The organism is Streptomyces sp. NPDC043746 (assembly GCF_056436485.1).
Window position 1 is genome coordinate 54,611 of sequence record NZ_JBWKCM010000006.1, and the last position, 19,056, is coordinate 73,666.

The following is a 19,056-nucleotide window of genomic DNA, read 5'->3' on the forward strand; positions in this document are numbered from 1 at the left end:
GCACGTGTCCCGGCCGCCCCTTCAGTAGATGTCACGGACATAGCGCCGGTCGTCGGCCAACCGCCCGACGTAGGCGGCCGCCGAGTCCGTGTCCAGGCCGCCGTGTGCGGAGACGATCTCCCGCAGGGCACGGTCGACGTCCTCGGCCATGCGGGTGGCGTCGCCGCACACGTACAGGTGGGCGCCGTCCTCCAGCCATCGCCACAGCCGTGGGCCGTGCTCGCGCATCCGGTCCTGGACGTAGATCTTGTTGCGCTGGTCGCGTGAGAAGGCGAGGTCGAGGCGGTCCAGGTGGCCCGTGGAGGCGAAGGCCTCCAGCTCCTGGCGGTAGTAGAAGTCGGTGGCCTCGCGCTGCCCGCCGGAGAAGAGCCAGTTGGGGCCCGTGTGCCCCCGGGCCCGGCGGTCCTCCAGGAAGCCGATGAACGGTGCGACGCCGGTGCCGGGGCCGATCATGACCATCGGGGTGGTGGCCTCGGACGGCGGGCGGAAGTGCGGCGAGCGCCGGACGAACACCTGGACGGGACCGTCGTCGGCGCAGTCCGCCAGATAGGTGGAGCACACCCCCTTGCGGTCCCGGCCCAGGTCGTTGGTGTAGCGCACGACCGAGACCGTCAGACGCACCTCGGTGGGGTGGGCCAGGGGGCTGGAGGAGATGGAGTACAGCCGGGGCTGGAGCCGTTTGAGGACCCCGGCCCACTCGGCCGCCGAGGCCCGTACGGGGTGGGCACCCACCACGTCGGCCGCCTGCCGGCCCCAGCTCCACTTGGCCAGCTCGCCCTTGTTGTCCGGGCGCAGGAGCTGCTGGAGGTGGCGGTCGCCGGTCCGTGCGACGACGAACCCGAGGAGGTCCGGGGTGATGCGGGCCAGGTCGAACCGGGTCCGCAGGGCTTCGCGGAGCGGCATGTCGGTGCCGTCGGGGAGGGCGATGCGCCCCTCGGGGTCAAGGCCGGTGAGGGCGAGCCATTCGGCCACCAGCGCGGAGCCGTTGGCCGGCCATATGCCGAGCGCGTCCCCGGCCTCGTACGCGAGTTCTCCGCCCCGGGTGTCGAAGGCGAACTGCCGGACCTCCTTCTGCGATCCGGCCAGGCTGAGCAGCCGATTGCCCACCAGCAGGGTGGAGAAGGGGGACGCCTTGGAGTAAGCGGCGGATGCGGGCGGCGGGGCGGATGCGAAGGACGGGGCGCATGCGGGGGATGTGGTGGGTACGGCGGTGTGCGATGGCAGTGGCACCTGGGCCGCTGATGGTGCCTGAGCTGTCGGTGGTGTATGCGGTGCCCGAGGTGCCGGGGTCGTCGGCGGTGTCGCCGCGCCGCTCCCGTCGCCCGCTCCGGCTGTCGCGGTCCTTGCCGACGGCGGGACCGTCGCGGGCCGCGGGTCGGCCGCCGTGGAGAGGGCGGCGGTGACCTGGGCGAGCCAGTGGGCGGCGGCCTCCTCGTAGTCGGGTTCGCACTCCGTACGCGGGTGCAGACGGGTGGCGCCGAGTTCCGCGAGACGTTCGTCCAGGCGGCGGCCGTGGCCGCAGAAATCGTGGTAGCCGGAGTCCCCGAAGGCCAGGACGGAGTAGCGCAGGCCCTCCAGCCGGGGCGCGTCGGGGGCGGAGAGGGCCTGCCAGAACCCGGCACCGTTGTCCGGGCTGTCACCGTCCCCGAAGGTGCTGGTGACGACGAGCAGGTCGGTGTCGGCGGTGAACCGGCCGGGCGTGGCGTCGGCCATGGCGAGCAGCGCCGGGGCCCGCCCCGCCCGGGTGAGACCGGCGGCCGTGGCGGCGGCGAACTCCTCCGCGTTCCCGGTCTGCGAGGCCCACAGCACGATCAGCCGCCGGGGTGCGGGGGCCGCGTCGGCGTCACCGGCCGGGACGGGAGCGCGGCCCGGTGAGGCAGGAGCGAGGGTTTCGGGACCGGGAGCGGCACGGGAGAACACCCCCGCCAGCACACCGTCCACCCACAGCGCCGTCGCCGGGTCGAGGGGCGCGGCCGCGGGCAGGACGGGCACCCCGCCCGGCGGCGCCTGCGCGAGACCGGCCAGGAAACCGGACAGGTACTGCCGTTCCGACTCCCGTAGCGTCGGCCCGGGGAGCCCGGCGGGCCCGGGCAGGCCGAAGAGAGCGGCGAGAGCCGGGACGGGGACGGGCAGGGCGGCGTCGGCTCCCTCCGCTCCTCCTCGTACGCCGGTCGGCTCATCGGCCGCCGGACCCTCCTGCGGCTGCCGGCCCGGCAGCGGGTCGGCCTCCTGGCCTTGCGGTGCGGTCACCACCCGCACTGCCACGGCGCAGACCTTGAACTCGGGCTGGAACGAGATCGGATCGACGGCGTCGCTGGTGACCGCGTTGATGCTCAGGTACTCCCCGAACAGATCGTTCCAGTGGAACGGCGCGAAGCAGTTGCCTGGGCGTACGCGGTCGGTGGCCAAGGCGGGCAGGACGGCCCGGCCGCGCCGGGAGGCCACCTCCACCGGGTCGCCGTCCCGGGCTCCCAGGGCGGCCGCGTCGTCCGGATGGAGTTCGACGAACGGTCCCGGGTCGAGCTTGTTCAGCTTCGCGACCTTGCCGGTCTTCGTGAGGGTGTGCCACTGGTGTTGCACGCGTCCGGTGTTGAGGACGAACGGGTAGTCGTCGTCGGGGAGTTCCGCGGCGGGCAGGTACGGGCGGGCGAAGAACCGGGCCCTGCCGGAGGGGGTGGGGAACGCGAGCCGGGGGCGGCTCCCGTCCGGGCGTTCCAGCAGCCGCTGGCTCCGGCCGTCGTTGAGATAGCGGATCGGGTGGCGGCCGGAACCCTCCGGGGAGGCGGCGGGCCACTGCACCGGGGTCTCGCGCAGCCGCCGGTAGGTGACGCCCCGCAGATCCCAGCCGGTCTGCGGGTTCCAGGCGCGCTTCAGCTCGTCGAAGACCTCCTCCGCGCTCGTGTACGTGAAGGCGTCGGCGTACCCCATCGCGCAGGCCACCCGGGCGATCAGCTGCCAGTCCGGCAGCGCCTGGCCGGGCGGGTCGACGACGCCCTGGACGAGTGTGAGGTTCCGCTCCGAGTTGACCATCACACCGTCGGACTCCGCCCACAGCGTGGCGGGCAGGACGACATCGGCGTAGGCGTTCGTCTCCGTCTCCGCGAACACGTCCTGGGTGATGACGAGTTCGGCCGCCTCCAGACCGGCGATGACGGTCCGGCGGTTGGCGACCGAGGCGACCGGGTTGGTGCAGATGATCCAGCACGCCTTGATGGTCCCGGCCGCCATCTCCTCGAACATCTCGACCGTGCCGCGCCCGCTCTCCGTGCGCAGCGTGCCCGGCGCCACGCCCCACAGCTCCTCGACGAAGGCCCGCTCCTCGGCCACCAGGACCGACCGCTGGCCGGGCAGCCCCGGGCCCATGTACCCCATCTCGCGCCCGCCCATCGCGTTCGGCTGGCCGGTCAGCGAGAGGGGGCCGGAGCCGGGGCGGCAGATCGCCCCGGTGGCGAGATGCAGATTGACCAGGGCGTTGGTGTTCCAGGTGCCGTGGGTGGACTGGTTGAGCCCCATCGTCCAGCAGCTCATCCACTCGCCCGACTCCCCGATCCACCGCGCGGCCCGCCGGATGTCCGCCTCGGGCAGGCCGGTGATCTCCGCGACCCGGGCCGGGGTGTACGTGGCGAGGAAGGCGGGCATCTCCTCCCACCCCTCGGTGAACTCCGCGATGAACGCCTCGTCGGTGTGTCCGTTCTCCACCAGGAGATGCAGGATGCCGTTGAGCAGAGCGAGGTCCGTGCCCGGCCTGATCGGGAGGAAGAGGTCGGCCTTCTCCGCGGTGGCGTTGCGCCGGGGGTCGACGACGATCAGCTTCGCCCCGGCCGCTCTGATCCGGTCCATCATCCGGAGGAAGAGGATCGGGTGGCAGTCGGCCATGTTCGCGCCGATGACGAAGAAGGTGTCGGCCCGGTCGAAGTCCCCGTACGAGCCGGGCGGACCGTCCGCGCCCAGCGACAGCTTGTATCCGGAGCCCGCACTCGCCATGCACAGACGTGAGTTGGACTCGATCCGGCTCGTCCGTACGAAGCCCTTGGCGAGCTTGTTCGCCAGGTACTGCGCCTCCAGGGACATCTGCCCGGAGACATAGAGGGCGAGCGCGTCCGGTCCGTGCTCGTCCACGATCGCGCGCAGCCGCCCGGCCACGGCCGTGATCGCCGTGTCCACGTCCGCCTCCACCGGATCGGCGCCCCGCTCTGCGCGGACCAGAGCCCTCGCCGCCCGTCCCGGGGCGGCCGTCATGTCGGCGCTGGTCGCCCCCTTCGTGCAGAGCCGTCCCACGTTCGCCGGATGGCTCCGGTCGCCGGTGGCCTTCTTGACGACGCGCCTGCCGCTGGTGGCGTCACGGCCGATGTCGAGGAGGATCCCGCAGCCGACGCCGCAGTACGAGCAGACCGTCCGCACGCTCGCCGCCGCGGGCTCCGCCGCCGGTGCCGCCTCCGCGCCTGCCTCCGGCCTCGACGGGTCCGCCCCTGGCTCCGCCTTCGCGCCCGACGCCGTCAACGAGACTTCCTTCCCTCTCTCCCGACCCACTCTCTCCGCCCCGCGTACACCGGGTGAGGTGCGGCGATGAGGTCCGGCAGGGGTGGGGGGCTCCGCTGCCCGAGATCGTAGGAAGACCGCATTACCGCCTTGTCACACCTGGGGGTGGTGCAGGTAAACCCGGTCGCACGCCACGCTCGCCCCCGCTGTGACCGCCACCCGCGCCGGGCGCCGGGGGCGGCGCGCTCCGCGTCCTACAACTCCGGTATCACGCAAGCCTGTTGCGTCATTCCCAAGGTGGAGGGAAGTGCGGCCCCGGCGAGGGATCCGCCAAGACGCCGCGCTCCTGAATGATCTTCTCCGTCCCACTCTGTGACCGGAAGGACCGATATCGTGCGCAGACGACGTCTCGCGCCCCTCATGGCCGTGAGCATCACGGCCCTGCTGGCTCCCGCACTCGCCACCACCGCGGCCACCGCGGCCCCGGCCTCCGCCCCGTCGTCCACCGCGTCCCCGGCCGCGGCCACGGGCGCGCTGGACCGGTACACCCAGCAGAAACCGACGTGGAAGCGGTGCGAAGCCACCGCCCCGGCGGAGTTCCAGTGCGCCACCATCCAGGTCCCGCTGGACTACCGGGCCCCCGGCGGCAAGCGGATCGACCTGGCCATATCCCGGATCAAGAGCACCGCGCCCGGCAAGCGCCAGGGCGTCCTGCTCTCCAACCCCGGCGGCCCCGGCGGTCCGGGCATCTTCATGCCGCTCGCGTTGCGGGAGGAACTGCCCGCGTCCGTGACGCGGAAGTACGACCTCATCGGCTTCGACCCGCGCGGAGTGGGCGAGAGCTCCCCGGTGAGCTGCGACCTGACCCCGGACGAGGAGGACTGGCTCCGCCCGTACAAGAAGGAGACGTTCACCAGGGACGTCGCCTGGGCACGCAAGGTGGCGGACAAGTGCCGGGCCCGGTCGGGCGGCGTCCTCCCGCACATCACGACGCGCAACACCGCCCGCGACCTGGACGTGCTCCGGGCGGTCCTCGGCGAGAAGAAGCTCTCGTACGTCGGCTACTCGTACGGCACCTACCTGGGCGCGGTCTACGCCCAGCTCTTCCCCGGCCGCGTCGACCGGTTCGTGCTGGACAGCGCGGTCGACCCGGCGCGCGCCTGGCGGGGAATGGTCCAGTGGTGGGCGGAGGGCGCCGAGCCCGCCTTCGACCGGTGGACCGAGTGGGCCGCCGCGCGCTCGGAGACGTACGGCCTCGGGAACACGCCGAAGAAGGTCGACCGGACCTTCTGGGAGCTGATCGCGCGCGCCGACCGGAAGCCCATCGAGTTCGACGGGATGAAGCTCACCGGCGACGACATCCGTGGCGGCATGCGCGGGGCGGTGTTCAGCCCGAAGTCCGCGACCGAGGCGTTCGTCGAGGTGAAGAAGGCCGCGGACGGCCAGCCCGCCACCGCCGAGAAGGCCTCGGCCCTCACCGGGTCCACGGAGCCGGCGCGCAGGACCGCCGGGGTGCCGGACGACAACATGACGGCGAGCTTCTGGGCCGTGGTGTGCGGTGACAACTCGGCCGCGTGGCCCCGGAACCCCGAGCGCTACCGGCAGGACGCCATCGCCGACAAGGTCCGCTACCCGCTCTTCGGCGACTTCGCCTCCAGCATCAAGCCGTGCGCCTTCTGGAACACGTCCGTGGAGCCGGCCACCGAGGTGGACAACAGGGTCGGCTCCCTCATCGTCCAGAACGAGTGGGACTCCCAGACCCCGCTGCCCAGCGCCCAGGCCCTGCACACCGTCATGAAGCGCTCGAAGATGGTCACCGTCCTCGGCGGCGAGGGCCACGGCGTCTACCCGAGCGGCAACTCCTGCACGGACGGCACGGTCACCCGCTATCTGCTCACCGGCAAGCTCCCGGCCAAGGACGTCGCCTGCCGGGCCACCGCCGAATCGAACGCGGAGGCCCGCGAGAACCAGCGGCCGGACACCGTCCCCGGCTCTCCGCTCCCGCAGCGAGCCCCGGACCGCTTCTGACCCCGGCCCCACGGCCGACTGCCGGATGAAGCGGTGACGGCGGGCGGGACCTCCCGACGGGGATCCGGTCGGGAGGCCCCGCCCTGGACCGTCAGCCGTGCCGGTGCCGGCCCGGGGTGTGGCCGTAGGCGCGGCGGAAGACATCGATGAACGCACTGGCGGACGCCCAGCCGCAGCGGTGGGCCACCGTGGTCACCGGAGTGTCCTCGGCCAGCAGCACCAGGGCCCGGTGCAGGCGCAGCTGGGTGCGCCACTGGGGGAACGTCATACCCAGCTCGGCGGCGCAGAGCCGTGACAGCGTGCGCGCGCTCGCACCCGCCTCCCGGCCCAGCGCGGCCAGGGTGCGCCCGTCCGCGGGGTCGGCGTCCAGGAGGTCGTGGATCCGCCGGAGCCGCGGATCGGAGGGCGTCGGCAGCCGGACCGGCTGCTGCCCGGAGGCCACCAGCCGGTCCAGCAGTACGGCACGGAGGCGGCGGTGCTCCGGGCTGTCGTCGTCCCTGGCGGCCGCGGTGTGGGCGATGATCAGCTCCCGCAGCAGCGGCCCCACGGTCAGCGCGGCCGGCGCGTCCAGCCCCAGCGGGTTCTCCGCCGCGGACAGGCCGACCAACCGCAACTCGAGGGAACCGTGGGCCCGGTGGGCGTGCACGGTTCCGGCCGGCACCCAGACGGCCCGGTTCCCCGGAACGATCCACGTACCGGCTTCGGTGGTGACGGCCAGCACACCGCGTGCCGCGTAGACGATCTGGTGGTCGTCGTGGCGGTGGGCGTCGATGTCCGACCCGGGCGCCAGCCACTGGACGCGGGTCGGGGCGGACGGCTCATGGCGGATACCGGTCATTGACTGTCGTTATATCGGAAGTCCGCCGGTCCGTGGGTGGCGACGATGGCCGAGTGGCGAAGAACCGACCCATCACCCTGCTGTCCATCGGGCATGCCTGCGTCGACGTCTACCAGGGGGCCGTGGCCGCCCTCGTCCCCTATTTCGTCGCCGAACGTGCCTATACCTACGCGGCGGCCTCCGGCATCGTGCTCGCCGCGTCGCTGCTCTCCTCCGTGGCACAACCCCTGTTCGGCATGGCGACCGACCGCCGGGCCACCCCCTGGCTGCTCCCCGTGAGCACGCTCGTCGGCGGCCTGGGCATCGCCCTGAGCGGGCTGCACCACTCCTACGCGCTGACCCTGCTGTTCGTGGGCATCGGCGGGATCGGCGTGGCCGCGTACCACCCGGAGTCCGCCCGCATCGCCCGCGTCGCCAGTGGCGGCAGCCACACGGCCATGGGCTGGTTCTCCCTCGGCGGCAACCTCGGCTTCGCCCTCGCGCCCGTCCTCGTGGCCGTGGTCGTCGGGGCGGGCGGGCTGGGGCTCACCCCGCTCCTCGTGATCCCCGCCCTCGTCGGAAGCCTGCTCACCCTGCCCGTCCTGCGCGGCCTGGAGCGCGGTACATCGGCCGCCCCGACAACGGACACGGCCCCCTTGGCCCCCGACGACGTGGCCTCGTTCGTGAGACTCGCCCTGGCGGTGGTCTGCCGCTCGGTCGTCTTCATCGGCCTGAGCACGTTCATCTCCTTCTACGTGCGCGAGCGCACGGGCCAAGGCGCGGCGGCGGGGGCCGCGGCCCTGGTCGTGCTCTATCTCGGCGGCGCGGTCGGCACGGTCCTGGGCGGCAGTCTCGCCGAGCGCCGGGACCGTGTCACCGTGGTGCGCCGGTCCTACCTGCTCTCCGTGGCCGCGGTGGCGGGGGTCGTTCTTGTCCCGGGGCCGGCCCTCTACCTCTGCCTCGCCCTGGCCTCGGTGGGCCTCTACGCGCCCTTCTCGCTCCAGGTGACCCTGGCCCAGGACTACCTGCCCAGCCGGGTCGGCACCGCGAGCGGCATCACCCTGGGGCTCACGATCAGCATCGGCGGTCTGCTCAGCCCCCTGATCGGCCGCCTGGCCGACGCCACCTCGCTGCAGACCGCCCTGACGCCCCTGATCGCCATGCCCGCCCTCAGCTGGCTGCTGTTCCGCTCACTCGCGGAACCCCCCGTACCGAAGAGCCCGCCCCCGCCATCCGCCGCGGTGCCGGGACGGTCGCGGCAGGGATGAGCCCCGCGGACGAGGGGAGCGACCCGCAAAGCGGTGCCCCCACTCGATCGGGTGGATCTTGCCGCCTGTCCATGCGATTCCGTACGGGAAGGGCGCGGGCGACGCGATCATTCGGCGGTGATCTCCTCGAACCGGACGGCACGACGCCGTCCCAAGTCCCTTGTCCCGGCCGGGATCGGCGCACTCGCCCTCCTCGCGGTGCTGCCCGCCGTCCCGGCCACCGCCGCACCCGCGCAGGAGCCGGTCGCCCCGGCGGCCGGGCCCGTGGCGTACCGCCCCCTGACCCCGGCCGAGCGTCGGACCTCCGCCCAACTCGACGCCCTGCAAGGCGATCCCGCCGGGCTGAGGGGGTTCTTCGCCGCACTGCCCAAGGGCGCCGACCTGCACAACCACCTGTCGGGCGCGGTCACCACCGAGTACCTGATCCAGCTCGCGGGCGAGCGGGGGCTCTGCATCGACGCGACGGACACCGCCGTCCTGCCGCCCTGCGGGCCCGGGACACGGCCGGCCGCCGACGCCCGTGACGACGCCGAGTTCCGCCAACGCATCGTCCGCGCCTGGTCGATGCAGGACTTCCCCGCCGACCAGTCGGGTCACGACCACTTCTTCGACACCTTCGGCAAGTTCGGGGAGGCGACGCGCGATCGCGGGAAGCTCCTCGCGAATGTCGCCGACACCGTGGTGGAACAGAACCAGTTCTATCTGGAGACCCTGGTCACCCCCGCCTCCGACAGCGCGCGCAAGCTCGCCGAGTCCGTGGGCTACGACGCCGACCTCGCCGCCCTCCACCGCAAGCTCGTCGCCGGCGGCAAGCTCGACAGGGTCGTCGCGGAGGCCGTCACCGAGGCCGACGCCGCCGACGCCCAGTTCCGCGAGGCCGCGCGGTGCGACACCGCCCGCCCCGCCCCGGGCTGCCGACTGCCCGTGCGGTGGATCTCCCAGGTCTCCCGGGGCAGTTCGCCGGAACGGGTCTTCACCCAGATGGCCGTCGGCCTGCGACTCGCCGAGCGCGACCCGCGGTTCGTCGCGGTCAACCTCGTCCAGCCGGAGGACGGGGAGAGCGCGCTGCGCAACTACAGCCTCCAGATGCGGATGCTCCAGTACCTGCGCACCCAGTACCCGGACGTCCGGCTCACCCTGCACGCCGGTGAGCTGACCCCCGGCCTGGTCAAGCCCGAGGACCTCACCTTCCACATCCGCGAGGCGGTGCTCGTCGCCGGGGCCGAACGCATCGGCCACGGCGTCGACCTGGTCCACGAGGACGACTGGCGCGGGCTCGCCCGGACGATGGCCGAGCGGCGCGTCGCCGTCGAGGTGCCGTTCAGCAGCAACAAGCAGATCCTGGGCGTGACCGGCGACGACCACCCCTTCAACACCTACCGCCGCTACGGCGTCCCCGTCGTCCTGGCCACCGACGACCCCGGCGTCTCGCGCATCGACATCAGCCACGAGTACCAGTACGCCCGGGAGACCTACGGCCTGACCTACCCCGAGCTGAAGGACCTGGCCCGCGCCTCGCTCGAGTACGCCTTCGTCGACGGGTCCGGCCTGTGGGCCACCCGGCCCGACCGCACCGCCTACCGCCCCGTGCGCGCCTGCACCGGAGCCCGGCCGGGCATCGCCCCGCCCGCTCCGGCCTGCGCCCGCCACCTGGACGAGAACCCGAAGGCGGCAATCCAGTGGCGCCAGGAAGCGGCGTTCGCCGGTTTCGAACAGCGGTACGGCGGACCGCGCTGATCCGGCATCGTCGACGATCGGGGGAGGGCGGACGGGCCGCGGCCATGAGCTGAGGCGCGCCCGCCCGACGGCCGCGCCCGGAGCACGGCGGGACACCGGAGGCCGCGCCGGCCCGCCCACCGAGGGTGTGAACAGGTCCGCAGGGCGTTGCTTTCCGGTCGAAGCGGCTTGCGGGGGTTTCTGGCCGCCTGGATATCACCGCAGGTCAGAGGGTCGTTCTCCGTTGAACGGCCGGAGGGTGTCCATATGTTGGACGGCCCTCGCGCCCCGTGTGAGCTGCCCGAACGACCATCCGGTCGGTTCGAACGAATGTCTGCGGCTGGAAGCGGGCTGTCGATGTGCGCCTACTTTCCGCATGCGTAAGACTCCTGACCGCAATCAGCACCCGAGCGAGGAGTTTTCACCCATGCGACACAACCGTCACGCAATCTTTGCAACGGTCGCCGCAAGCGCACTGGCTCTCGGCGGTCTCGCCGCCACCTCCGCCCACGCGGCACCGGCGAAGCCCGCGAGCCTCTACGCGCCCTCCGCCCTCGTCCTCACCGTGGCGCAGGGCGAGGACCCGCTCACCGCGACGGTCAAGCGGGCGGTCACGCTCACCTGTGCCCCCGGTGCCCAGGGCACCCACCCGGACCCCGAGGCCGCCTGTGCCGAACTGGAGTCGGTGGGCGGTCGGTTCACCGCGCTCGCCCGGACCTCCCCGGACCGCATGTGCACCCGGCAGTGGGACCCGGTCGTGATCACCGCCCACGGCGTCTGGCACGGTCAGCGCGTCGCGTTCTCGACCACGTACGGCAATGCCTGCGAGCTGGCCGGCAGCATGAGCGAGAGCGCCGTCTACTCCTTCTGAGCCCGGTCGGCCCCTCCGGGGAACCTGCGCCACCCGGGCCCCCGGGTGGCGCAGCGCGAAGGGGGGCGCGAGGGCCGGACGGTTCGCCGTTCCGCAGCAGGTCCCCGGGCCGAAGGGTGTCGGGAGCGGCGGCCTCGCGGTCGTCCGGCCGATGAAGGCCATCGGCACTCCGCATCAGGGCCATCCCCTTGGAGGCGTCTGTGCCCGTACGTTCGTGGTGCGCGGCCTGCCGCGGCACTGCCTCCCGAGGCGCCCCCGCCCCCGTGGCGCGGGGCTACCTCCCGGAGCCGGAGTACGGCAGTAGCGCCATCTCCCGGGCGTTCTTGATCGCCGCGGCGAGCTGCCGCTGCTGCTGGGCGCTGACCCGGCTCACCCTGCGGCTGCGGATCTTGCCGCGGTCGGAGATGAACTTGCGCAGCAGATCGGTGTCCTTGTAGTCGATGTACGTGATCCCCGCCGCGTCCAGCGGGTTGGGGCGGGTCTTGAGCGGCTTACGGGGGTCGTGCTTGCGTGCCATCGTGGTTCCTTGTCCGAGTGGTCGGGGTATGGGGGCGGATTCCCGGTTCACACCGGGTCGAGGAGCGCGTCGAAGGCGGCCGGCAGGTTCTTCCACGCCTCCCGGCCCGCCTGGTACTCCTCGTCCGTGAGCAGGCACGACTCCAGCAGCCCGGTCAGCCCGTCGCGGTCGAGGCCAGGGGAGACGAAGACCAGGTGCTGGCAGCGGTCGCCGTGCTCCGCGTGCCAGTCCAGCGCGGCGGCGGCCCGCCGGTAGGGCTCCACCATGGCCCAGGCCGCGTCCGGGAGGGAGGCGAGCCAGGGGCCGGTGTTCTCCACGCAGAGCGCGCCGCCCGCCGCGTCCCAGGAGAGCAGCGTGTCGGGCCGGTCCGCCAGCCAGAACCGCCCCCGGCTGCGGGCCGCCGCACAGCACAGGTCCTCCAGTGCGTGGTACAGCCGCTCGGGGTGGAAGGGGCGGTGGCGCCGCCAGACGAGCGTGGAGACCCCGGCCTCCTCGGCCTCCTGGGGCAGGAGGGCGCAGGCCGGATGCTGCCCCGCGGCCGCCGCCCCCACGTCGAACCCGGCGACCGCGAGCCGGGCCAACTCGGCGTCATCGGCGGCAATCCGACGAGCCATGGGATTGATCTGCCGGAGCAGCGCACGGTCCTCGTCGTCCGCCGCCGGACTGTCGACGAGGGCGAGGACGGGCGCGTACTCCACCTGCCGGGCCCAGGTGTCCCCGATGGTCCGCTGGTCGGCGGGGGCTGCCGCGAGACCGGCCTCCGCCAGGTCGTCGCCGTTGGTGAGGCACGGCAGGACGAGCGCGGGGTCGATCGCGGTGACGACGTTGGTGACCTCGAAGCCGTCGGCCCCGTGGGCCGCGATGACCTCGGCCATCGACTTCGGCTCGACGGAGTCCCAGAGCTCCAGGACGGCGAGCCGGGTCAGCCCGCCGTCGGCCAGCCGTCCCAGTTCGGGGACCAGGTCCTCCCGCAGCGCACAGCACGCGCAGTCGTTGACCAGGGGCGTCTCGCCCGTGGACAGTTCCCCGGTGGCGTCCCGCAGGATGCGGCGCACCGTGCCGCCGGTCGCCGTGGACAGGTCGTGGTGGAGCGCGACGCTGTGCGGGACCGTGGCGAGCAGCCCGTCCACCACCTGGCGGCGGGCCTCGGAGTGCAGCCCGCAGACGATGACGACGGGCAGCTTCCGGCGCCCTTCCTCCGTCACCGGGCCTCACCGCGTCCGTAGCGGCGCTCGAAGCGCTCGACGCGGCCCGCGGTGTCCAGGACGCGGGCGGTGCCGGTGTAGAAGGGGTGGCTCGCGGAGGAGATCTCCACGTCCACGACCGGGTAGGTGTGCCCGTCCTCCCACTCGACGGTCTTGTCGCTGGTCAGGGTGGAGCGGGTGAGGAAGGCGAAGTCGGCGGCCTTGTCGCGGAAGACGACGGGGCCGTAGGCGGGGTGGATTCCGGGCTTCATGAGGGGGTCCTAGCGGTTGGAGGTGGCTGCGGGGCGGGGAGCGAGATCTCAGCGCTCCTCGCGGAAGTCGACATGCCGACGGGCGACCGGGTCGTACTTGCGCAGCACCATCCGGTCGGGGTTGTTACGGCGGTTCTTACGGGTGACATAGGTGTAGCCGGTCCCCGCGGTGGAGCGGAGCTTGATGACCGGGCGTACGTCGTTGCGAGCCATGGGCGCTACTATATGGCAATGGTTTCCATTTCCAATAATGGACCCATCGATGAGAGGCAGGTAACGCCCGTGTCCGCCCACTGCCAACTGACCGGCTCGCAGCCGGGATTCGGCAACTCCATCTCCCACTCGCACCGCCGCACGTCACGCCGGTTCGACCCGAACGTCCAGCGCAAGCGGTACTGGCTCCCCAGTGAGGGGCGCCATGTGAGGCTGACCCTCAGTGCCCGCGCGATCAAGACGATCGACGTCATCGGTATCGAGGCCGCGGTCGCGCGCATCCGCGCCCGAGGGGGGAAGGTCTGATGGCCAAGAAGAGCAAGATCGCGCAGAACGAGAAGCGCAAGGCGATCGTCGAGCGGTATGCGGCCCGTCGGGCCGAGCTGAAGGAGGTCATCCGCCGCCCGGCCACGTCGGCGGCCGAACGGGCGGCGGCGGTCGAGGAGTTGCGCCGCCAGCCGCGCGACGCCAGTGCCACGCGGGTCCGCAATCGCGACAGCGTGGACGGTCGGCCCCGCGGCTATCTGCGGACCTTCGGCCTCTCCCGGGTCCGGATGCGCGAGCAGGCGCACGCCGGATTCCTGCCCGGGGTGACCAAGTCCTCCTGGTGACACCGGCCTGAGCGTGCGAAGGGCGGGTGGTGGCGCGGCGATCGAGCCGCGCTGCCACCCGCCCTTCGCGGTGTACGTGCTCAGCTCTCCGGGCGCAGCAGCCCGCGCTCGTACGCCTTCACCAGCCGCTGCGGCACCTGGTGGACCGCGCCGTCGATCGTCACCGGCACCAGCTGGGGCGTCGCGGCCTTCCACTGGGCGCGCCGGTGGCGGGTGTTGCTGCGGGACATCTTCCGCTTCGGAACTGCCATGGGTCTCTCCTGAGGGTGGTGGGGGCCGGTCGGTGATGTCGACCATATAGGGAAATGACTATCGTTTCCATATTGCGAGGAGGGTTGCCCGGTCGTGATGCGGAGAGCTGCCGGTCACCGCCCCACCGGGTCGGCATGCGCGCCGTCGCCGGGGCTGACCAGCGCCAGGTGGCCGCCGTCGTCGAGCGGGGTGGGCAGGGTGAGGGTGGTGATCTGTTCCGCCCGGTCGGCGTCGAAGACATGGACCTCGCCGTGGCCGCCCCGGCTGACCGCCACCAGGCCGGCGCCGGGGGAGGCGGCGATCGCCCGCCGTTGGACGCCGTCCCACGGGGTGCCGCCGCGCCGGGGCGCACCCGTCATCGCGGGCAGCGGGAGGCGCGCGGCGATGTGCGGTCGGGCGCCGGGCGTGGTGGGCGCGGCGAGCAGGATCAGTTCGTCGCCGTCCGGGTGGATGCGCGAGTACGCGATGTGCCGGGCGGTCACCGCGAGCCGGAACACCAGGCCGGGCCCCAGCTCCAGCCGCCCCGTGGTGCCGGTGTCGAGCCCGTGCCACCAGGCGTCGTTGGTCCATTCCGGCCACTGTCCCGGCGCGGAGGGCCCCCCGCGTACGCAGGACCAGAGTGTGCGCCGTACGGGGTCGAGGCGCAGGTAGTAGCCTCGCCCGCCGGTCCGCCCGTCGGCGTCCCAGGGCAGCGGCGGCTCCGGTGTGATCCGTTCGCCCTCGTGGTGCGCCCGGTGCACACCCGAGCCCGCCGCCGCGAACACCCGCCCGGTGACCGGGTCGTGGGCATCCCCGTGCCCGTCCGCGTCCGGCAGTTCGATGCGCTGGACGGGCTCCACCGGTGGACAGGAAGGGGGTGCGGCCATCAGGTCGCGGTGCCGGTGGACCAGGAGTTCGCCGGGCTCCCGGTGGCGCAGCACCACGAGCGGTGAGGGCCCGCCGAGGACTGTCGCGCCGGGTTCCCCGATCCGCCCCCGGGTGCGTACGGCGACGGCCCCGTCCGGGGCGTCCAGGTCGACGGCGGTCAGCAGCCCGGTCCAGGCCTCCTCGTTGCGCCCGAGGCCGGTGGTCACCGCGAGGCGCCGCCCGTCCGGTGCGGCCGCCAGGTGCTCGGCCGGAACGGCGACCGGTATCCGCCGCCGGACCAGGGGCCGGTCCGTGTCGGGGCCGTACGGATCGAGGACCAGCAGCTCGCCCGCCCGGTCGTCCACGCAGGCGACCAGATCGCCCGGAAGGGCGAGGAACCCCGCGTGCTCGGCGGGGTGCCGGTGGTCGAGCGCCGCCACCTCGGCACCGTCCGGAAGGTCCAACAGGCTGACCCGCCCGGCGACTTGGTCGGCGACCAGAAGGCGCGGCGGCAGGTGGGGGCGATGCGGCATGGGGGTCTCCTGGGGTCGGCCGGTGGGATCCGGTAATGCGGCGGGAAGCCTTGGCCCGCTTTAGTGGAAATGATAATCATGTGTAAGGTTCCGGTCTGCGGTGGGGACGGCCCCCGGGCCCCGCCGCGGCACCTGACTCCTCCCGGGGCCGTACAGAATCTGAGAGACAGCCGATGCCACGTACCGCACTGAGAGTCCGCCGCTGGGCCGCGATCGCCGTACTGGGAGGGCTGCTGGCCGGCTGCGGCACGACCGAGGACACCTCCCCGGCCGCCGCCGGACCGGCGGCGGCCGGGGACAAGGCCCGCACCAGCACCGAGGTGCGGCCCATCGAGGCAGCCACCCGGATCACCGACGCCAAGGGCGTCACCGTCTCGCTGGAGAAGCCCCCGCAGAAGATCGTCTGCCTGGTCGCCCTCTGCGACGACATCCTCGTCGAGCTGGGCATGGTCCCCACCGCCACCAACTCCGCCGTCCTCGCCCACCCCGAATTCCTCGGCAAGGAGAAGGCCGCGAAGGTCCCGGCCGTGCCCGGCGGCTTCCTCAGTCCCGAGGTCGAGGCGATCCTCTCCCACCGGCCCGACCTGGTGATCGGCCTGGAGGACACCCACGGCAAGCTCGCCCCCGCCCTGAAGGGCGCCACCACCTTCTGGCCCGTGCAGCCCGGCTCCTGGCAGGACAGCGTCGGCTACCTGCGGAACCTGGCCGCGCTCACCGGCCGCACGGAACAGGGGGAGAAGGCCGAGAAGACGTTCCGCACCCGGTTGGCCGAGGCCGAGCAGAGCCGGAGCGAGAAGACCTCGCTGATCATCTTCGGCAGCGACGAGAACTTCGGCGTGGCCACCCCGGAGACCGACGTGGCCGCCGGACTCTTCCCGAAGATCTCCCACTACCCCTGGAAGAGCAGGGGAGTCGACGGCTCCTACAGCCTGGAGGAGATCCTCGCCCGGGACGTCGACGTCCTCTTCGTGGAGACGCTCTCCTTCGGCGCACCGGACGGCAAGCTTTCCGACAAGCTCGCCAAGAACCCGCTCTGGTCGCGCATCCCGGCGGTGAAGAACGGCAAGGTCATCGAGGTCGACTCCGAGGTCTGGGCCAAGGGCCGTGGCACCCGGTCCCTGGGCATCGTCCTCGACGAGGCGACGGCCGCACTGCGGTGAACGACCTTTCGCAAGAGGGTGGTTGTGGCGCTGTGGGGGGCGGTGCGGCGAGCGTCGGCCGTCCTGCGGCGCAGGGTGGCGGGGCGGGTGACCGCCGTGCGGTGGTGAAGCGCGGTGCGCTGGGCGGTCGCCGCCGTCCGGTGGCGCGGTCGCGTGTGGTGCCGATCGCGCTGACGGTCGTCGCGCTGGCGGGCGCGGTGTGTGCGCTGAGCCTCGGTACGCCGTACGTGTCCCCCGCCCGGCTCCCCGCCACACTCGGAGCCGACGGCCTCGCGGGGATCGTCGTCACCGAACTGCGGCTGCCCCGCATGGTGCTGGCGCTGGTGGCGGGTGCCTGTCTGGGGGCGGCGGGACTGGTGCTCCAGGAGGCGCTGCGCAATCCGCTCGCCGTTCCGGAGATGCTCGGTGTCTCCTCCGGGGCGGCGCTCGGCGTGGCGGCACCGCTGGTGCTCGCCCTCTCCGTGCCCCTCGGCCTCCAGCCCTTTCTGGCCCTGGCCGGGGCGGCGCTCGGCGGACTGCTGACGCTGGTCGCCGCCGGGTTCGGCCGCAGCCCGTCGTCCGTGCTGCTCACCGGGGCCGCCGTCGCCGCCGCGCTCCAGGCCGGACTGCTGGTGCTCATGGTGATGGCCGACCAACTGGACCTCCAGCTCATCTACCGCTACCTCCTGGGCAGTCTCTCCGCCCGCACCTGGGACGACGTCACCGGACTGCTGCCCTGGCTGGCCGTCGCCGTCCCCGCGCTCGTGCTCTGCGTGCCGGTGCTCGGGGTGCTGCGGCTCGGTGACGACGACGCCCGCGCCCTCGGCGTACGCGTCGAACGCGCCCGGGTCGCCGCGCTCGGCATCGCCGTCGTCCTGATCGCCCCCGTGGTGGCGGTCTGCGGCCCGGTGGCCTGGGTGGGCTTCCTCGCCCCCCACCTCGCCCGACGGCTGAAGCCGGACGGCGGGGCGGCAGGGTGGCTCGTGCGCTCAGCCCTGTGCGGGGCGGTGGTGGTGCTCTGCGCCGACCAGCCCGCCCGGTTGGCGCTCGCCCCGGTCGAGACGCCCGTCGGGGCGTGGACCGCCCTGGTCGGGGTGCCGGTCGGGGTGGTGCTGCTGAAGCGGGGGCGGCGCGTGGCGGGCCGGCGCGACCGGGTGCCCGCATCCGGTGCGTCCCTGCCAGGGCAGGCCGAAGAGCCTGTGCCGGGCGCGGAGCCCGTACCTCTTCTGCGGAAGGCGGAGCGATGAGCGTGTCCGAAGCGGCTCCCGGAACGGCCCGGCGGACATGGCGTTCACCGGGTGTGCGGCTGGGCGCCCTGGTGGTGCTCGTGGCAGTCGTCGCCTGTGCGGACCTGTTCGCCGGGCGGGGTGTCACGCCCGGGGGAGTACGGGCCGTGCTCCTGGGCGGCCAAGACCCCATGGCCCAGCACATCGTCCTCCAACTCCGTCTGCCCCGACTCCTGGTGGCCCTGGTCGCCGGGGCGAGCCTGGGCGTCGCCGGGCTCGTCCTCCAGTCGGCCCTGCGCAATCCGCTGGCCGGGCCCGAGGTCACCGGGGTCACCCCTGGAGCGGTCCTCGGTGCGGTCGCCGCCACCGGTCTCGGCCTGGCCGGCTGGGACTCCCCGACGGCGGTCGTCGTGGCCGCCTGCCTCGGCGGGTTCGCGGGGGCAGGGCTGCTGTGGCTGCTCGCGGGACGGGAGAAGGGCGACCCCGAGCAGACCGCCGTGTACGGGGTGCTGGTGTCGGCGGTCCTGGCCGGTCTCACCGCCGTCGTGCTGCTGGTGGCCCCGGGCGAACTCGGCAGTGTCGTCCAGTGGTTGATCGGTTCCACCGAGGGCCGGGTCTGGCAGCACTGGCACCTGCTGTGGCCGTGGGCGGCGGTGTGGGGAGCGGCGGCCTGGCTGCTCGCCGCGCCACTGACCCTGCTGCGCTGCGGCGACGAACAGGCCTTTGCCGCCGGGCTGGACGCAGGGCGGGGCCGGGCCGCCGCGCTCGTGTGCGCGGTGGCCCTGACGGCGGGGGCGGTCTCGGCCGTGGGGGCGCTCGGCTTCGTGGGCCTGCTGGTGCCGCATCTGGCGCTGGCCGTCCTCGGCGCCGATCTGCGCATCACCCTGCCCGGGGCCGCGCTGCTCGGCGCGGCGGTGGTGTGCGGGGCGGACGCGGCGGCCCAACTGCTCTCCCGGCTCCTGGTGGTGGCGCTCGACGCGGACCGGCTGACCCTGCCGGTCGGCGCGCTGACCACCTTCGTCGGGGCCGGGCTGCTGCTGGTCGTGGCACGGCGACGGGCGGACGAACGATGACAGGCAGGAGG

At 73.2% G+C, this 19,056-nt stretch carries 17 protein-coding genes; 9 read left to right on the forward strand and 8 right to left on the reverse strand.

The window, feature by feature from the left end; all coding sequences use genetic code 11:
• Positions 1-21: 21 nt before the first annotated feature.
• Positions 22-4,401, reverse strand: coding sequence for a molybdopterin-dependent oxidoreductase (locus AC0682_RS08925; protein ID WP_478532050.1), 4,380 nt, complete (start codon positions 4,399-4,401; stop codon positions 22-24).
• Positions 4,402-4,899: 498 nt separating this feature from the next.
• Here AC0682_RS08925 and AC0682_RS08930 point away from each other — a divergent pair, with 498 nt between their 5' ends.
• Positions 4,900-6,507, forward strand: a complete 1,608-nt coding sequence (locus AC0682_RS08930; protein WP_478532051.1) for an alpha/beta hydrolase — start codon at positions 4,900-4,902, stop codon at positions 6,505-6,507.
• Between the two features lie 91 nt (positions 6,508-6,598).
• Here AC0682_RS08930 and AC0682_RS08935 read toward each other — a convergent pair whose 3' ends face one another.
• Positions 6,599-7,345: an AraC family transcriptional regulator gene (locus AC0682_RS08935; RefSeq protein ID WP_478531821.1), complete on the reverse strand. Its 747-nt coding sequence runs from the start codon at positions 7,343-7,345 to the stop codon at positions 6,599-6,601.
• Between the two features lie 53 nt (positions 7,346-7,398).
• Here AC0682_RS08935 and AC0682_RS08940 point away from each other — a divergent pair, with 53 nt between their 5' ends.
• From AC0682_RS08940 to AC0682_RS08950, 3 genes are all read left to right on the forward strand, one after another.
• Positions 7,399-8,592: an MFS transporter gene (locus AC0682_RS08940; protein WP_478531822.1), complete on the forward strand. Its 1,194-nt coding sequence runs from the start codon at positions 7,399-7,401 to the stop codon at positions 8,590-8,592.
• 117 nt (positions 8,593-8,709) lie between these two features.
• A complete protein-coding gene (locus tag AC0682_RS08945; RefSeq protein ID WP_478531824.1) occupies positions 8,710-10,329 on the forward strand; it encodes an adenosine deaminase family protein in 1,620 nt (539 codons plus the stop codon).
• Between the two features lie 406 nt (positions 10,330-10,735).
• Positions 10,736-11,179 (forward strand): subtilase-type protease inhibitor, encoded by a 444-nt coding sequence (locus AC0682_RS08950; protein WP_478531825.1) that lies wholly within the window; start codon positions 10,736-10,738, stop codon positions 11,177-11,179.
• 274 nt (positions 11,180-11,453) lie between these two features.
• Here AC0682_RS08950 and rpsR read toward each other — a convergent pair whose 3' ends face one another.
• From rpsR to rpmG, 4 genes are read right to left on the reverse strand one after another with little or no spacing between them, the layout of a single operon-like run.
• Positions 11,454-11,696 carry a 30S ribosomal protein S18 gene (gene rpsR, locus AC0682_RS08955; RefSeq protein WP_478531826.1) on the reverse strand — a complete coding sequence of 81 codons (243 nt, stop codon included), beginning with the start codon at positions 11,694-11,696 and terminating at the stop codon, positions 11,454-11,456.
• 47 nt (positions 11,697-11,743) lie between these two features.
• Positions 11,744-12,901: a CobW family GTP-binding protein gene (locus AC0682_RS08960; protein ID WP_478531827.1), complete on the reverse strand. Its 1,158-nt coding sequence runs from the start codon at positions 12,899-12,901 to the stop codon at positions 11,744-11,746.
• On the reverse strand, positions 12,898-13,152 hold the full coding sequence (locus AC0682_RS08965; RefSeq protein WP_311605620.1) for a type B 50S ribosomal protein L31: 255 nt from the start codon (positions 13,150-13,152) through the stop codon (positions 12,898-12,900). Before AC0682_RS08965 ends, AC0682_RS08960 begins: the two co-directional genes overlap by 4 nt.
• A 48-nt stretch (positions 13,153-13,200) precedes the next feature.
• On the reverse strand, positions 13,201-13,365 hold the full coding sequence (rpmG, locus tag AC0682_RS08970; protein ID WP_019762863.1) for a 50S ribosomal protein L33: 165 nt from the start codon (positions 13,363-13,365) through the stop codon (positions 13,201-13,203).
• A gap of 69 nt (positions 13,366-13,434) precedes the next feature.
• Between rpmG and rpmB the strand changes: the two genes are divergently transcribed.
• Both rpmB and rpsN read left to right on the forward strand, forming a co-directional pair.
• Positions 13,435-13,671: a 50S ribosomal protein L28 gene (rpmB, locus tag AC0682_RS08975; RefSeq protein WP_019762862.1), complete on the forward strand. Its 237-nt coding sequence runs from the start codon at positions 13,435-13,437 to the stop codon at positions 13,669-13,671.
• Positions 13,671-13,976 carry a 30S ribosomal protein S14 gene (rpsN, locus tag AC0682_RS08980; protein ID WP_478531828.1) on the forward strand — a complete coding sequence of 102 codons (306 nt, stop codon included), beginning with the start codon at positions 13,671-13,673 and terminating at the stop codon, positions 13,974-13,976. The genes rpmB and rpsN overlap by 1 nt, the downstream gene beginning before the upstream one ends.
• An 80-nt stretch (positions 13,977-14,056) precedes the next feature.
• Here the strand turns inward: rpsN and rpmF are convergent, their stop codons facing one another.
• Together rpmF and AC0682_RS08990 are read right to left on the reverse strand one after the other, a co-directional pair.
• A complete protein-coding gene (gene rpmF, locus AC0682_RS08985) occupies positions 14,057-14,227 on the reverse strand; it encodes a 50S ribosomal protein L32 (RefSeq protein ID WP_478531829.1) in 171 nt (56 codons plus the stop codon).
• A gap of 114 nt (positions 14,228-14,341) precedes the next feature.
• A complete protein-coding gene (locus AC0682_RS08990; protein ID WP_478531831.1) occupies positions 14,342-15,607 on the reverse strand; it encodes a hypothetical protein in 1,266 nt (421 codons plus the stop codon).
• Positions 15,608-15,780: 173 nt separating this feature from the next.
• Between AC0682_RS08990 and AC0682_RS08995 the strand changes: the two genes are divergently transcribed.
• The 3 genes from AC0682_RS08995 to AC0682_RS09005 all read left to right on the forward strand — a co-directional run bounded on the left by AC0682_RS08995 (position 15,781) and on the right by AC0682_RS09005 (position 19,045).
• A complete protein-coding gene (locus AC0682_RS08995) occupies positions 15,781-16,767 on the forward strand; it encodes an ABC transporter substrate-binding protein (RefSeq protein ID WP_478531832.1) in 987 nt (328 codons plus the stop codon).
• Positions 16,768-16,907: 140 nt separating this feature from the next.
• Positions 16,908-17,993 carry a FecCD family ABC transporter permease gene (locus AC0682_RS09000; protein ID WP_478532053.1) on the forward strand — a complete coding sequence of 362 codons (1,086 nt, stop codon included), beginning with the start codon at positions 16,908-16,910 and terminating at the stop codon, positions 17,991-17,993.
• Positions 17,990-19,045 carry a FecCD family ABC transporter permease gene (locus tag AC0682_RS09005; RefSeq protein ID WP_478531833.1) on the forward strand — a complete coding sequence of 352 codons (1,056 nt, stop codon included), beginning with the start codon at positions 17,990-17,992 and terminating at the stop codon, positions 19,043-19,045. Before AC0682_RS09000 ends, AC0682_RS09005 begins: the two co-directional genes overlap by 4 nt.
• Positions 19,046-19,056 lie beyond the last annotated feature (11 nt).